Below are 14,516 nucleotides of genomic sequence, written 5' to 3'. Positions count from 1 at the left end.
TTCAGTGTAACTTGATTACACGTCCAGATTGATTGTGCTTGCGATGTCTCCTGCTTTTTCTGGCTGGCCCAGGTCTTCTGCCTGATGATAGGCGCGGTTTGCTGCTGTATCATGTGGCTGATTGCCTGGGTGCTCGTGTAAGTCCAGCTTGACTGGCTGCACTGCCGTTACCACTTCTGGCGCTGTCACTGTATCGCTGTCTGGAATCATTCTCTTTTTGATCGCGGTATGTTCAATTCCATCCCCCATTCGAAACGCAGCCACTGCTGCCGCAATCAGGGGATTGATGGCCATTGGTACTCCATTGATGCCGGTAGCTGTAGCAGTGTTTGTCGCCGTATTGTCAACAGGCACTGCACTTGGCTGAATACTGGTCGTGGCGGTTGATGTAGAAGCGCTTGGTGTAGAAGTGCTTGGTGTAGAAGTGCTTGGTGCGGCAGGCACGCTTACCGGTGAAAGCGAACTATTGACCGGTGTATTGTCCACGCCCGATACCGGATTGGTCAGGTCAACTTTAGCTTGCAGCACTTCAGGAAAGCTGATGGCTTGACTGGTGGCTACTTGATCTTCGGGGGCAATTTGCTCTGATGTGACAATATTGTTCAGTTTCACCGGAACAGTCACCTCACCATTTGCTGATGGGCTATTTACCAACAATGATGATACCGATGGGAGTTCCACAGGAGTCTCCTTCTGAGATGCCAGGTTTGCTTGCAGCTTGCTTGCGTTATTCAGTGCGACTGTAGCAAGAGCTTGAGTATTTAATAAAACTGACTGGGCTTGCGTATTCGTACTCAATGTGGTGCCAGGGAGCTCCCGAGTTTCTACTTTATTTGAAGATGCGGTGGCTGGTGTGACTATATTGTTTCCAACCGTGTTGAGTGCATTAGATTGATCGACCGTTACAGCATTATTTGTTACTGACGGTGCTGCAAAAGTTGTTTCGGTTGCCGCTGAAATACCGTTGGCAGCCGTAAGCTGATCGATGACAGTAGCGGGCGATGTAGAACTGGATGCAAGGCTGGTATTTGAAATTTCAACTTGGGAATTATTAGTGCTGGTTATCGCTGACAGCAGCGCTTCAGTCGTCAGCGCCTGGCTTACAAGGAGATCCGTGCCGGCAGGAACAACTTCACTTGTAGTCGTCAATGGTAAAGGGCTGGTATTACCAGCCGTGCTTGTTGTACTGGTAACGGCTGTTTTTTGTGTGCTCGCAGCAGTAGAAATATTACCAGAGGAGAATTCCTGATTCTGGATAATCAGGTTGGTCTCTGCATTTCCCAAAAGCTGTAGGGATTGTGTCAATAAAGATATTGTCGCGGATGGATTTTGGGTTAGGGCGCTTTGAAATGTCGCTAAGTCCAGGGTCAATAACGTGTCATTACCCGGGAGAGCGGTGTTTTGCAAATTGATGCCTATTTGTGCCAGTTGCTCAAATAGAGTTGTGCCAGCCGCATTCGCGCTAGTGGCATTCATGGCTTGTAGCAAGCTATCGTTGTTGGTCGGTAATAAAGGATTTTCTGTCAGACTCGAATTGCTTGCCTGGAGGCGGTTAAAACTGTCTACAAATAATTCTGCAATCAGCGTAAGTTGCGCAAGGTCAACATTAGTCTGAGTGGTATCTGCCTGAACTGCTGTATTGCTTGTTACAGCTGTGGTCGTTTTTTTGCTTTGCAATCGCGTTGTGCTGGCAAGCAATTCACCCAAAGTAGAAACGTCTACAACAATACTATTGCTTTGGATTGCATCCAGTAAGCTTGGATTGGTGCTTGTTCCTGACGAGATCACATTGACTGCGTTCAGGCTAGTGGCTGATACAGTTTGCAGTGAGGGTGTCGTAACAGAAGCGACTGACGGGATGTTCATGTTGTGCCTGCTTTCTACGCGACATTTTCTGATTTGTCTCCTACTATATTAGGTCATTTGTGTTGCGTCTGTGCGCTGACTCACTTTGAGTTACAGCAAAGTATATGCTGGTACTTTGGTTGATTTTGAGGATAAAAAATCCCCGTAACAATTGCTACGGGGATTTTTCATGTTACGGGTATTCACATTTATTTTAGCGGCGGAATTGCTTGAGGTATCAATGCCTTGACAGGTTGTTCCTTGAGTTTCTTTTCCAGCAACTGTATTGCTACTTCTAACTGCTGATCTTTGCCGTTGAAGGTGGCATGTGGCAGGTTCTCGACTTCTACATCCGGTATCACGCCAACACCTTCGACCAGCCAGCGGCCATCAGTACCAAATTGCGCGTTTTCAGCCGCCCTGATCATGCCATTGTCGGACAGGGTATTTCCGTCAGACAACCAGACACCGGCACCGGCTGTACGTTTGCCAACCAATGGGCCAAGCTGCAAGGCCTTGACGCCAGCGGCAAAGGTTTCACCGTCAGAGTAAGTCAACTCATCGACCAATACCACCAGATGACCCCGGAAGGTTTGCTGCATGTTGGCATAAGGAGCGGCTGTTGGTGCGGCCCAGAAAGCCCAGGCTTTACGCAAGAGTTTTTCTATGATCCAGCTATCGATATTGCCACCACGATTGCGTCGTACGTCGATGATCAGACCATCACGCTCAATGTTGCTGTAAAAATCACGGGCAAAGCTGTTGATATCTTGTGCACCCATGGCACGCAGATGCAAATAACCTATTCGGCCTTGTGATAACTTATTGACTTCTTCACTGCGACTTTGCTCCCAATCGCTGTAACGCAGATTGGCATGCTTCATCATATTTACGGGTGTGACGATGACGGCATGGGCCGCATGGTCCCCGCGTTTGACATGCATTAATACCTGTTTGTCGGCTTGATTGATCAACAGGTCGGAGATATCGCGTGCTTCCAGTGCGGGCTGTCCATTGATGGCGGTGATGATGTCGCCTTCTTTGACATCCACATCCGGCTGCGACAGCGGAGCACGTTCGGATGGCAATTCTGGTTCGGTATGATAAATGTGATCGATGCGATAACCAGTGCTAGTGCGACTCAGCACGGCACCCAGCGAAGCAGCCTGACCTTCCGGTGCTGCACGGCGGACGTCGCCAGGGCGGGTTTGTGAATGCAGGGTACTGACTTCACTGGCCATCATGCCCAGTACATCATTCAATTCAGCCCTGTCGGTCACGCGATCTACCAGCGGTGCATATTTGCTACGCACTTTGTTCCAGTCTACGCCACGCATTTTATCGTCAAACAAAAAATCACGGTGCATGCGCCAGGCATCGGCATACATTTGTTGCCATTCAAGTTTAGGGCTGAGGGAAAAGGTCCAGTCACTGATATTTACTTTGGCCTTGCTGATGTCCGTCGGTTGTTTGGCACCGGCTTCAACAATGATGAAATCACCCGGGCCAGTAGTGCTGTGTACGCGATAAAACACATGCTTTTTGTCGGCAGACAAATCAAACTGACGTATGTTGCTTGCGAAAACTTCTGGCTGTGGCGCAGTTTTACTGATAGCCAGGGTCTTCAGTATGGCCTTGCCATCGGTACCATCCAATTCTGAAAAATACAGGCGCTTGTCATCAATAGCCAATTCACGATAATTGCCATAGGCCAGTGGCACCTGGTAAAGGCGGTCTGCAAGACCGGCGTATTGGATAGCTGGTATGGCAGGTTTTGCGGGCTTTTTGTTTTCCCCGGTTTTGTCTGTGGCTTTGTCTGCGGCTTTGTCTGCGGTCCTGTCGCCAGATTTTTCGGCTGATTTGTCATCAGCCTTGTCTGCTGGCTTGTCCGCAGGTTTACTCAGTTCGTCATCTGCCTTGAAAGGGAAGCGATTGCCAGCCTGCAAGGCCAGCGCGTAAATGCCAGTGCGTTTTTCAAAATGTGGACCCATATTGCGGTCGCCCCATGGCGCACGATTGCTGACCTGGAAGTTACGTTCAGAGTAAAAATATAACCAGTGTCCATCACCTGAAAATACCGGTGCATGCGAGTTATATCTGTCGCTGGTGACGAAGTGCAATTGTTTGCTATCAAGTGCATACAAACCTATTTGCGGCCTTTGCAATTTGTTGTCTGCCCTGACGATGGCAATGGCCTTGCTGTCTGGTGACCAGACGATTTCTTCCTGTTTTTCGGCCCCAATTTTGCCAGCGTCATCAATCAGCTGATTGGCCTTGGTCGCCAGATCGAGTAACCATAGTCTGCCACGCTTGTCGGTATGTGCCAGCCATTTTCCATCCGGGGATGGAAAGATATGGTAGCGATGGGCATCACCATTGGTGGTGAGCATTTCCGGTTTGCCTACGCCATTGGCCGGGAATTTCCATATCTCATTTTCACCCGTGGTATCGACTATTGCATAGACGGATTTGTCATCATGCGAAAACACCGCTTCACGGGCGCGTGCATTTTCAGGTATAGGCAGGTCGATGCGGCGTTGTGGGCCGGTGCTGGCAATTGTCACGCGACCACGGGCGGTGAACAGCAGGCGTTCTTCCTTGCCAGCGATGTCTACATTGCTCAGGTATTCCAGCGGTGTTTTGATCTGGCGTTTGCGCAACTGGTCAAAATCAGAAACCAGGTCAATATCGATGGCCTGGTCTTTGGTACTGGCGATATCCAGCACGTGCAAATCTGCCCCCAGTTGATAGGCAATCTTGCCATCTCCCAGGTTGGCATTGCGCACTTCCCAATCCTTATGCTGGGTCAGCATGCGGGCATCACTGCCATCCGGATTGGCGCTCCAGATGTTGAAAGCACCACTACGGTCACTGACAAAATACAGACGGTCTTTCCACCACATGGGGCGGCGGTTATTGCTGGTGTCGCCGGCAAACAGCTGGGTAGCTTCGGTCTTGGCCTGGATGTCATAACGCCAGACTTGTGCCGTGGCACCGCCACGATACTGCTTGACGTTGTCATTCGTCATTTGCAGGCCAAAGCGGGTGAAGTACAGGTACTTGCCGCTGTCATCGAGCACTGCTTCATTCGCATCTGCCACCGGGAAGACACGGCGCAACATGGTCTGCGGGTTGATGGCGGCGATTACGCGATGGGAGGATGGGCCGGTGCTGTTCAACGTGCTGACCAGCACTTCGCCGTTTGTTGTCCAGCCTAATACGTTCACCTGGTCATTTTCGAAACTGATGCGCTTGGGCACGCCACCACTCATGGGCATGACATAGGCCTCAGTTGGACCTTCGTAAGCAGCAGAAAATGCCAGCCATTTACCATCATGCGAGATGGCTGGCAAAACCTCTGCTGCCGGGTGCGTGGTCAGCCTTTGTGCCTGCCCACCGCTACTTGCCACTTTCCATAAATCGCCTTCTGCAGTAAACACCACTGCGTCTGCGCGTATGCTGGGGAAACGATAATAGGCCGGTGTGGCCAGCGCCGGAAAGGAGGTCGAAGTGAACAAACCTGCCAGGCTGAGGGTAAGCGCAAGTGTCGAAAGTCTCATTTGTTGTCTGGTATCTGTATGGATATAAGAGAATGGGGGGAATGTTTTGAGTTTTTGTACCAAATATGCAGCAAATCTCGTTGATAAAACGGCAAAAATTGCATCAATTGTTAAAAAATATGAGATATCTGCTGATTGGTGGCTGCAAACTTCTGGCATACTTTGGTTTTAATGTTTCCACATAGAAATGTTGTGGCAAGCAGGCCAGGAGTCATGATGAGACAAGTCAGCGTTTGCAAAGTTCTTGCAATTCTCTTTATTTCGGCAGAATTTTCAACATCTTCGGCACAGAATGTCACGTTCTCTATTGATAGTCAGTCAGAGCACAAAACCATCAGTCCGTTGATTTATGGATATAACGCCTATGCCGACGGCACCAGCCGTGCTGGTTGGGCAAATCAGGGTGGACAAGCCAGTTTGCAAAGTTTGAACCTGCGGTCACGCCGTTTGGGCGGAAACAATATGACCAGCTATAACTGGACAAATGGCGTCAGTAATTCAGGTGCTGACTGGTGCAATTCGTCGAATGCTGGCGTGAGTGCGATGACTGGTGCTGGCGATCCCAGCCAGACTACCGGCCTGGCTTATTATGCGCCTGGTGCTGCTCTCAAGAGTTTTCATGACCAGTCACTGGTGTTGGGTACTTATTCCCTGCTCCAATTGCCTGCTGCTGGCAAGTTACCAAAAGATATTATTAATTTAAATCCGCCGGGTAGTTGCAATGGCTCGCAGTTGTGGCAAAGCACTGCTGGGCCTTCCAATGTAGATACTGCACGCTGGGTGGATATCGTCAACGATAAGCCCGCCTCTGTCGGTGCCTTGAGCCAGACTCCTGGATTGACTGGTGGTGTTGTTTATATTGATGAAGAACTCAATTTTCTGGTGCAGAAGTATGGTGCAGCAGCGACTGCCAGCGGCGTCAAAGGCTATGAACTTGATAATGAGCCTGATCTGTGGCACCACTGGGCAACCAGCAGTGGTGACAGTGGTACCCACGTCAATCTTTATCCGCAAGTGACAACTGTCAGCGATGTCATACAAAAAAATATCGCGCTGGCGAATACCATTAAGCGTATGGACGGCGGGGCCGAAACTTATGGCCCAGCCATTAGTGGTTACCTGGGTTTGTTCAGCTTGTGGGCAATTTGGGACGGGTCACAATCGCATCAACCGGCCGACTGGGTACAATACAATGTTGAGCCCTATATCAGCAATGGCAGTGGTGACCGTTATCGCTATAACGGCATGACCATGGCAAGTGCCTATCTGGCGAAGATGCAGCAGGCTTCCCAGTCAGCGGGCAAGCGCTTGCTGGATGTGTTTTCATTTCACTATTATCCGCAGGCTTCAAGTAGCACCACTGACCGGGTGCAGGCTGCGCGCAGTTTGTGGGATGCGACCTATGTAGAACCTACCTGGATCACACAGTCAGGCAATGGTTTTACCGATGGTCGTGGCTTGCAAATGCTGCCCAAGCTGCAGCAGGCCATTACTGATTTTTATCCAGGCACCAAATTGGCGGTGACCGAATATGACTTTGGTGGCAAGTCAGATATCACCGGTGCCATTGCACAGGCAGATGCTCTGGGCAGTTTTGGCAAGCAGGGTGTTTACCTGGCTACCTATTTTGGTGACGCGGAAGGCTTTATCGCCTCCGGCTTCAAAATTTATAGAAATTATGACGGCAATAAATCGGTCTTTCCTGCCACTTCGATCAAGGCAGTAGCCAGCAATAATGCAAACGCTGCGGTATATGCAGCAATCGATAGCAATGATCCCAATGTTGTCCATGTGATTGCCATCAATCGTCTGACCAGCTCACTCAACAGCAGTTTCCAGATCAGCCATCCAGTAAGCCTGAAATCTGCCCAGGTCTGGGGTGTCAGTGGCACCAATACCGCGGTCACTGCCAGAAGCGGATTGAGCAATATTTCGCAAAACAAATTCAGTTATAGCCTGCCAGCACATTCGGTGTTGCACTTTGTACTGAAGCCCTGATTTCTGGAAAACGTCAATGACGCAAAAGCCGCTAGCATGCTAGCGGCTTTTTTGTCAGCGCTTTAAGCCTTGGCGACTTTCAGAATCAGCTTGCCATTATTTTCACCTGTGAATAATTTCTGGAATGTCGCAGGAAATGTTTCCAGACCTTCGACAATATCTTCACGGCTTTTCAGTTTTCCAGAGCTGATCCAGCCCCCCATGACCATGGCAGCTTCCATGGCACGTGGATAAAAGTCGGACACCATGACACCTTTCATCGTGGCACGCTTTACCATCAGGTTCAGGTAGTTCGACGGGCCTTTGATTGGAGTCGTATTGTTGTATTGCGAAATCGCACCGCAGATGACAACGCGGGCACCAAAAGCCAGTTGTGCCAGTGCGGCGTCAAGAATATCACCGCCGACATTGTCGAAATACACATCTATACCATTCGGGCAATGTTGGCGCAAAGCAGCGCTGACATCTTCAGCCTTGTAATCAATAGCGGCATCAAAACCCAGCTCTTCGGTCAGGTAACGGCATTTATCAGCACCACCGGCAATACCTACTACGCGCGCACCTTTGATTTTGGCAATTTGCCCGACAACGGTACCAACGGCACCGGCAGCGCCGGACACCACCACCGTATTGCCTTCCTTAGGTTGCCCGACTTCAAGCAGACCGAAGTAAGCCGTCATGCCAGGCATGCCTAGTGTGCTCAGATACAAGGGTAAGGGGGCCAGTTTTGCATCCACCTTGGTGATGCCGTTGCCGTCGGAATACGCATATTCCTGCATACCCAGTATGCCACTGACGTGGTCGCCGACGACAAATTTTGGATTCTTGCTGGTGACGACCTGGCCGACTGCCAGGGCGCGCATGACTTCGCCTATGGCGACCGGTGGCATATAAGAGTTTTTGCTTTCATTCATCCAGCCACGCATGGCTGGGTCAAGTGAAATGTACAGATTCTTGATCAATACTTCGCCATCCCGCAAATCGCGCAATTGCTCGGTGACATAGTTAAAATCGCTGGCTTTGACATTGCCCTGAGGGCGGCTGGCAAGCTGAAACTGGTGATTGATGGTATTCATTTGGTTTTTCCCTTGGGTGATGTAATAAGGCAGCAAAGCGCTAACCATGAACAACAGTATAGGCAGGATATTGTTGCCTGATAAGGTAACTGTATCGCATAATATTGTTGCCAAAAACAGGACAATTAAAAGGATGTTTCATGCTGAATCCACAACATCTGGCTGCATTTGCCACCATTGTGCGTGCTGGTAGCATCAGTAAGGCCGCCATACAATTGGGCTGTGGCAAGTCATTGCTGTCGCGACAACTGGCTGCCCTGGAACAGGATTTGGGGGCGAGGTTGCTGCAGCGTTCCACCCGCAAGTTGACGCTGACCGAGATCGGCGAGCAGGTCTTGCATGAAGCACAGCGCATTGAAGCAGCGCTGGCGAACATTGAGCAAATGGCTGGCCAGCATCAGCAAGAAGTAAGAGGGCGCTTGCGTGTCACGTGTCCCATGCCTGCCGTCGCCAGGCTGGTGCCGGTCATGACCGAGTTTTGCCAGCGCTATCCGCAAATTGATTTTGTTCTGCAAGTTGAAGACAGGTTGATGGATTTGATCGCAGAGCAAATTGATGTCGCTATCCGTGTCGCTCACCTGGACGACTCCAACCTGATCGCGCGCAAGCTGGTGGATAGTCAGCGCATACTTTGCGCAGCACCTGCCTATCTGGCAAGTGCAGGCTACCCTGTTGTGGCAGAAGATTTGGCCCGGCATGCCTGTCTGCTGTACATCAACGCTGGCCGGGCAAATGATGAATGGACTTTGCTACAGCATGGTGAAGTCAGAAAAGTCAGGGTGAGCAGTCACTTCCAATCAAATAATGGCATTGCCCTGGTGACTGCCGCTTGTTCTGGTGCCGGTATTTTGCAGATAGACAGGTTGATAGTCAGCAAGCACTTGCAAAGCGGGGAATTAGTGGCAGTCCTGGACAATTACCAATTGCCCAGTGGCTCACCGGTATATGCAGTCTATCCGGCACGTGACTGGCTGGCATTGAAGACGGCCACTTTCGTGGCCTTCTTACAGGAGCGATTATTTAGCAGTGTCTGACGCTGCCAGTGGTTGACTCTTGCCAATATTTTGCTCAAGGAATTTTTCTACGCGGCCCCAAAAATCGATATTGTTTTTGAGCAGGTAAAAACCGTGGCCTTCTTCTGGATATTCCACCCATTCCACATTGGCATTTTTTTCCTTGACGGCTTTATAGAACTTGGTGCCGTGCTCTATCGGTACACGATGGTCGCGTTTGCCATAGGCCATCAGCAAAGGACGGGTCAACTTGTCGGCATTTTGCAAAGGAGAAGTGGCCTTCAATTGTGCAGCATCCTTGACCTGATCGCCGATCAGTACAGGCATACCAAACCATTTCCACTCATCTGAAAAATCACTCCAGTGGATGTCGTACAGCAGATTGATGTCAGTGACGCCTACCCATTCTATGCCACAACGGAATATATCCGGGTCTTTGATCAGCCCCATCAAGCTCGCATAACCACCATAACTGGCTCCGGCGATACAAACACGGCTAGGATCGACGTAGCCTTTGGCCACAGCCCATTTAGCAGCATCAGCGATATCATCCTGCATGGATAGACCCCATTGCTTGATGCTGGCACTGAAATGTTTTGTACCATAACCTACGCTGCCCCGATAATCAGGTTCTATCACTGCGTAACCGCGTGAAGCAAGGAATTGAACTTGCGGATCCCAACTCCAATGATTGCCACGTACATAGGGGCCACCATGCACCAAAACAACGGCTGGCAGGTTTTTGCCTGTGCCGTTTTTTGGCAAAGTCAGATTAACCGGTATCTGCATGCCATCGCGAGCCGTATAGTTCAGCATTTCTTTCTCTGCCATTTGTTCCGGCTTAATCTCAGGTTTGCTGACGCCCAGGCGTGTCAATTTATTTGTACTGAAATCAAACAGCTGCCATGTGCCTGGTGCAACATCTGAATAAGAATGGACCAGGGCGATATTGGTTTTCAAATCAAAAGGGAAGTGCAAAGAATTAAAGGTGTCGGGCAAAAGCGCATCAATCTGCTTTTGTTTTTCCGCCATGGATTCATCAAACCACATAGTTGCTGGTCTGCTCATCTCATAACGCAGGCCCAGCACTTTCTTTTGCGGTCCGTTATATATCAATTGACCAGCAAAATCATAGCCTTTGAGTGAAATGATTGGCTCTGGGTCCAGTTGATTCTTTTCCAGGTTGAAGCGGTACAATGAACTTAAGTCTTTGCCATTGTTGGCGCGTACGTATAAATCACCTTCAGGGCTAAAAAATACAGGAGTAATCCTGTCATACGAGGTCCAGTCTGCTGTGGCCAGCTTACGCCATGCGTCAGTTTTTGGATCTTTATAATTAATGACAGATTTTTCGTTTTCAATTGTTACAGCAATACGTGGTACACCGGCTTTGTCTATCAGCCATGTATTGACCTTGCCAGGGCGGGGGATCAGTTCGGTATTGCCAGTTATTGTATTCAGTCGATACAAATCAAACACGTTGGAACCTGCTTCTACTGCCTGTATGACATAGATGTCTGGCGACGCGGAGCCATGTGCAATATCAAGGAAATGGGTGTACCAGGGTAATTCATTACCTACTACCTTGGTACGTGTACCAGTGAACTGATGTGTTACCAGACGCAGGCGCTTGCTACGGTCTTTATTGATGGCATACAGGCCATGGCCAAAAAAACGTTGAACTTCCTTGTATTGCAGATCTGTCAGGTCATACACCAGCCTGTCATTGTTAATCCAATGAAAAGTTCTGACATCTTTATCTTCATAATTGGCAATAATTTCAGGACGCAATTTGCCAACTTCCAGTACTGCGAGCACCATGCGGTCGTTGGCACCCTTCATGATCATGGCAATGTTTTTGCCGTCAGGTGACAGACGGGCGTCACTGAATTGGGATTCTTTAAAAAAACTGGCGATCGGGATGGGCTCAGTCGCCGCATGGGACGCCGGGGTGTGGAGTAAAAACAGGCTGCTGAAAACGCCAAAGGCGATTTGGCAGGCCAGAGGCCTATACAAGTTGTGCATGTGCGCTTCCATTGTTTAATTTGAATCATGCATTATACACATTCAAAAAAAGCAAACATGCTGTGGAAGCAATATTTATGATGCTATAAAAATGTAAAATTGATCTGCACAGACTTTGCCGCACAGACCATCATTAAATAAAGCAGCCAGTGAAACTTAGCTTTTGACTTGCTGTATCACCACACGCAGCATGCTGATCAGTTGATCAATTTCTTCTTTCGTCACATTCAATGCTGGCATAAAGCGCAACAGATCAGGACGAGGGGAATTGATCAGCAAGCCTACCGGCTCCATATCGCGTGCAGCTTCCACCAGCTTGCCGCCGATGTTGTCACCCAGCTTCAGGGCGCGCAGTAAGCCGAAGCCGCGTTCACCCTGCATGCCGAATTCTGCAGACAATTTTTCCAACTGCTGGCCCAGGTATTCACCTTTTTCCTTGACCGATGCCAGGAAGCCGGGCTTGGTCAGTTCATTGAATACGGCGATGCCCACCGCTGTCATCAAAGGTGCGCCATTGTAGGTGCCACCCTGGTCACCCGGGACGAAGCAGGCCACATCTTCACGGCACAGCAAGGCACCCAGCGGTACACCACCACCGATGCCTTTGGCCAGGGTCATGATGTCTGGTTCTATATTTGATAACTGGTAGCCGAACAACTCGCCAGTACGTCCCATACCGGATTGCACTTCATCCACGATGAGCAGGATGCCATGTTTCTTGGTCAACGCACGCAAGGCTTGCATGAATTCAGGGCTGGCTGGGATCACGCCGCCTTCGCCTTGTACCGGTTCCAGCATGATGCCGACAGTTTTATCGGTGATCAGTTTTTCTACCGAAGCGATATCATTCAGATCAGCCTTGGGGAAGCCGCTGACCTGCGGGGCAAAAATCGTATCCCAGCCTGGTTTACCGGATGCCGACATCATCGCCAGGGTACGGCCATGGAAACCATGGTCAAAGGTAATGATTTCAAACGCACCATTCTTGTTCAACTGGCCCCACTTGCGCGCCAGTTTGACTGCGCCTTCATTGGCTTCTGCACCGCTGTTGGTAAAAAACACGCGGTCAAAGCAAGAGTTTTTAGTCAACAGATCGGCAAACTCCACCATAGGTGCGTTATAGAAAGCTGGTGACGGGTTCAGCAATTTTTTAGACTGACTGACCAGTGCTTCATGGATCACGTCGGGGCAGTGGCCCAGGCAATTGACAGCCCAGCCTTGCAGATAATCCAGATATCGCTTGCCCTTGTGATCAGTCAAGTACATGCCTTTGCCTTCGACGAACACAAGTTCGGGGCGCGGTGTGATGTACATCAGGGAATTTACGTTGTACTGACTGAATTCCATTTCGAGACTCCTAAGGTCGTTACAGTGGGGGAAAGACAAAAATTCAAGGTAAAAAAAAGCCACAGGATGGAACCTGTGGCTGGATATTCGTGGTGCAGCTTTTTACGCGCACGCTCACTCTTACATCGGCCCAGGCTCGCTTGGCGAGTTGCGACGTCGTGCAATATTTGGTGAGGACATGTCAGTAAAAATTTTCATAAAACGGATAGTAGGACTTTTTGCGCACTGCGTCAAAATAAATTTGTATGATTTCTTACGTCATGCATTTATAGCAAGGTGTGACAGCTAAAACTTGGTCAGTTCGCCAGATCAGCCTCTAAGGTAAAGGAATCTGCGTAGAACTCATCGGCAGGTAACTGGCACAGTGCCGTGAAGTCGCGTTTGGCTGACTCCACCACGACAGGTGCGCCGCAGGCATAAACCTGATAGCCCGACAGGTCAGCATGATCTGCCATGACAGCCTGATGTACAAAGCCCTGGCGACCAGTCCAGCCATCTTCCGGCAAGGCGTCCGATATGACTGGGAAATAGCTGAAGCCTGGTAATTGCGTTGCCCAGTCCTTGCACAAGGTATCCATATACAAATCAGCTGGGCGACGACCGCCCCAGTACAGACTGACAGGGCGCTTCGATTCGATGTGGATCAGGTGCTCTACCAACGCCTTGATCGGTGCGAAGCCGGTGCCGGAAGCCAGCAGGATAATTGGTTTTTCGCTATCTTCGCGCAGGAAGAAGGTGCCTTGCGGGCCTTCAAAACGCAGAATGTCACGTTCCTTCAGCGTGGAAAAGACCTGGTCAGTGAACAGTCCACCTGGCATATGACGTACATGCAAGGTGATATGTTCGTCCGAATGGGGCGCGTTTGCCATGCTGTAGCTGCGGCGCTTGCCATCTCTTAACATGAATTCTATGTACTGACCGGCACGGTATTGCAGGCGTTCGTTGGCTGGCAATTGCAGGGCAATTAACATCACGTCGTCAGACAGCTTTTCCAGTTTGGCGACGCGGCTGGGCATTTTCTTGACTGGGTAATCACCGTCAGCAACGATTTCCCGTGCTTCTATGATCAGGTCAGATTGCGGCTTGGCACAGCAGAAGAGGGACATGCCCTGTGCTTCTTCGGTTTCTGGCAGCGCACGTTCCTGGTGTGGCCCGTGTTTAACCATACCACTGGCAACTTTTCCCTTGCAAGAGCCGCAGGCACCATTTTTACAACCATATGGCAATACAATGCCAGCGCGCAGGGCGGCTGACAGCACGGTTTCATCTTCGTCACAGCTGAATTGACGGCCACTAGGGGTGACAGTTACATGAAAAGTCATCGGATATGTTTTGAAATAAGTGTTGTCTATTGTTGAATTCAAGGTGTTGAAACCGGGAGAATCAAGCTCGATTAGCGCTGCTCGCAGAGCGCTGAACTCGAACCAGGCAGGAATCAAACAGGAATCAAGCGGGAGCACATGATAGCGTAAATCCGGCAAGACCAACAAGCGTGCACAAATTGGCAGCAAACGGGAAAAAGTTCAACGCTGGCAAGCAGCACATGGAAACGCGGGCTTGCTGTGATTAATCACAGCCCAGGGGAAGTTGCATGCCGCCATTATCATTTTTAGTGTTTATTTAACGCATCTTAATTATTTTTTGACATGGAA

8 protein-coding genes are annotated in these 14,516 nt (G+C 49.9%); 2 read left to right on the top strand and 6 right to left on the bottom strand.

Annotation, left to right across the window (positions count from 1 at the left end):
* Window positions 1-15 precede the first annotated feature (15 nt).
* Together AC1RVX_RS27390 and AC1RVX_RS27385 are read right to left on the bottom strand one after the other, a co-directional pair.
* Window positions 16-1,866 carry a hypothetical protein gene (locus AC1RVX_RS27390; RefSeq protein ID WP_493219756.1) on the bottom strand — a complete coding sequence of 617 codons (1,851 nt, stop codon included), beginning with the start codon at window positions 1,864-1,866 and terminating at the stop codon, window positions 16-18.
* A gap of 188 nt (window positions 1,867-2,054) precedes the next feature.
* On the bottom strand, window positions 2,055-5,405 hold the full coding sequence (locus tag AC1RVX_RS27385; RefSeq protein WP_493219755.1) for a S41 family peptidase: 3,351 nt from the start codon (window positions 5,403-5,405) through the stop codon (window positions 2,055-2,057).
* Window positions 5,406-5,618: 213 nt separating this feature from the next.
* Between AC1RVX_RS27385 and AC1RVX_RS27380 the strand changes: the two genes are divergently transcribed.
* Window positions 5,619-7,403, top strand: coding sequence for a glycoside hydrolase family 44 protein (locus AC1RVX_RS27380; RefSeq protein ID WP_493219754.1), 1,785 nt, complete (start codon window positions 5,619-5,621; stop codon window positions 7,401-7,403).
* Window positions 7,404-7,465: 62 nt separating this feature from the next.
* Here the strand turns inward: AC1RVX_RS27380 and AC1RVX_RS27375 are convergent, their stop codons facing one another.
* The gene (locus tag AC1RVX_RS27375; protein ID WP_493219753.1) at window positions 7,466-8,479 is read right to left on the bottom strand and encodes an NADP-dependent oxidoreductase; all 1,014 of its coding nucleotides are present in this window, start codon (window positions 8,477-8,479) and stop codon (window positions 7,466-7,468) included.
* A gap of 140 nt (window positions 8,480-8,619) precedes the next feature.
* Here AC1RVX_RS27375 and AC1RVX_RS27370 point away from each other — a divergent pair, with 140 nt between their 5' ends.
* Window positions 8,620-9,513: a LysR family transcriptional regulator gene (locus AC1RVX_RS27370; RefSeq protein ID WP_493219752.1), complete on the top strand. Its 894-nt coding sequence runs from the start codon at window positions 8,620-8,622 to the stop codon at window positions 9,511-9,513.
* Here the strand turns inward: AC1RVX_RS27370 and AC1RVX_RS27365 are convergent.
* The 3 genes from AC1RVX_RS27365 to AC1RVX_RS27355 all read right to left on the bottom strand — a co-directional run bounded on the left by AC1RVX_RS27365 (window position 9,496) and on the right by AC1RVX_RS27355 (window position 14,186).
* Window positions 9,496-11,517, bottom strand: a complete 2,022-nt coding sequence (locus AC1RVX_RS27365; RefSeq protein ID WP_493219751.1) for an alpha/beta hydrolase family protein — start codon at window positions 11,515-11,517, stop codon at window positions 9,496-9,498. The genes AC1RVX_RS27370 and AC1RVX_RS27365 overlap by 18 nt on opposite strands.
* A 156-nt stretch (window positions 11,518-11,673) precedes the next feature.
* Entirely contained in the window at window positions 11,674-12,864 is a 1,191-nt protein-coding gene (locus AC1RVX_RS27360) for an acetylornithine transaminase (RefSeq protein ID WP_493219750.1), read from the bottom strand.
* 296 nt (window positions 12,865-13,160) lie between these two features.
* Window positions 13,161-14,186: a CDP-6-deoxy-delta-3,4-glucoseen reductase gene (locus tag AC1RVX_RS27355; RefSeq protein WP_493219749.1), complete on the bottom strand. Its 1,026-nt coding sequence runs from the start codon at window positions 14,184-14,186 to the stop codon at window positions 13,161-13,163.
* Window positions 14,187-14,516: the final 330 nt, after the last annotated feature.

This window comes from Undibacterium sp. GW821-FHT11B02 (genome assembly GCF_058808955.1).
The sequence above is the reverse complement of the archived record's forward strand: the minus strand, read 5'-3'. Positions and strand labels throughout refer to the sequence as shown.

Excerpts from the sequence above, each read along its gene's own strand:
- AC1RVX_RS27390 (WP_493219756.1), bottom strand. The coding sequence starts at position 1,866 with ATGAACATCCCGTCAGTCGCTTCTGTTACGACACCCTCACTGCAAACT.
- AC1RVX_RS27385 (WP_493219755.1), bottom strand. The coding sequence starts at position 5,405 with ATGAGACTTTCGACACTTGCGCTTACCCTCAGCCTGGCAGGTTTGTTC.
- AC1RVX_RS27380 (WP_493219754.1), top strand. The coding sequence starts at position 5,619 with ATGATGAGACAAGTCAGCGTTTGCAAAGTTCTTGCAATTCTCTTTATT.
- AC1RVX_RS27375 (WP_493219753.1), bottom strand. The coding sequence starts at position 8,479 with ATGAATACCATCAATCACCAGTTTCAGCTTGCCAGCCGCCCTCAGGGC.
- AC1RVX_RS27370 (WP_493219752.1), top strand. The coding sequence starts at position 8,620 with ATGCTGAATCCACAACATCTGGCTGCATTTGCCACCATTGTGCGTGCT.
- AC1RVX_RS27365 (WP_493219751.1), bottom strand. The coding sequence starts at position 11,517 with ATGCACAACTTGTATAGGCCTCTGGCCTGCCAAATCGCCTTTGGCGTT.
- AC1RVX_RS27360 (WP_493219750.1), bottom strand. The coding sequence starts at position 12,864 with ATGGAATTCAGTCAGTACAACGTAAATTCCCTGATGTACATCACACCG.
- AC1RVX_RS27355 (WP_493219749.1), bottom strand. The coding sequence starts at position 14,186 with ATGACTTTTCATGTAACTGTCACCCCTAGTGGCCGTCAATTCAGCTGT.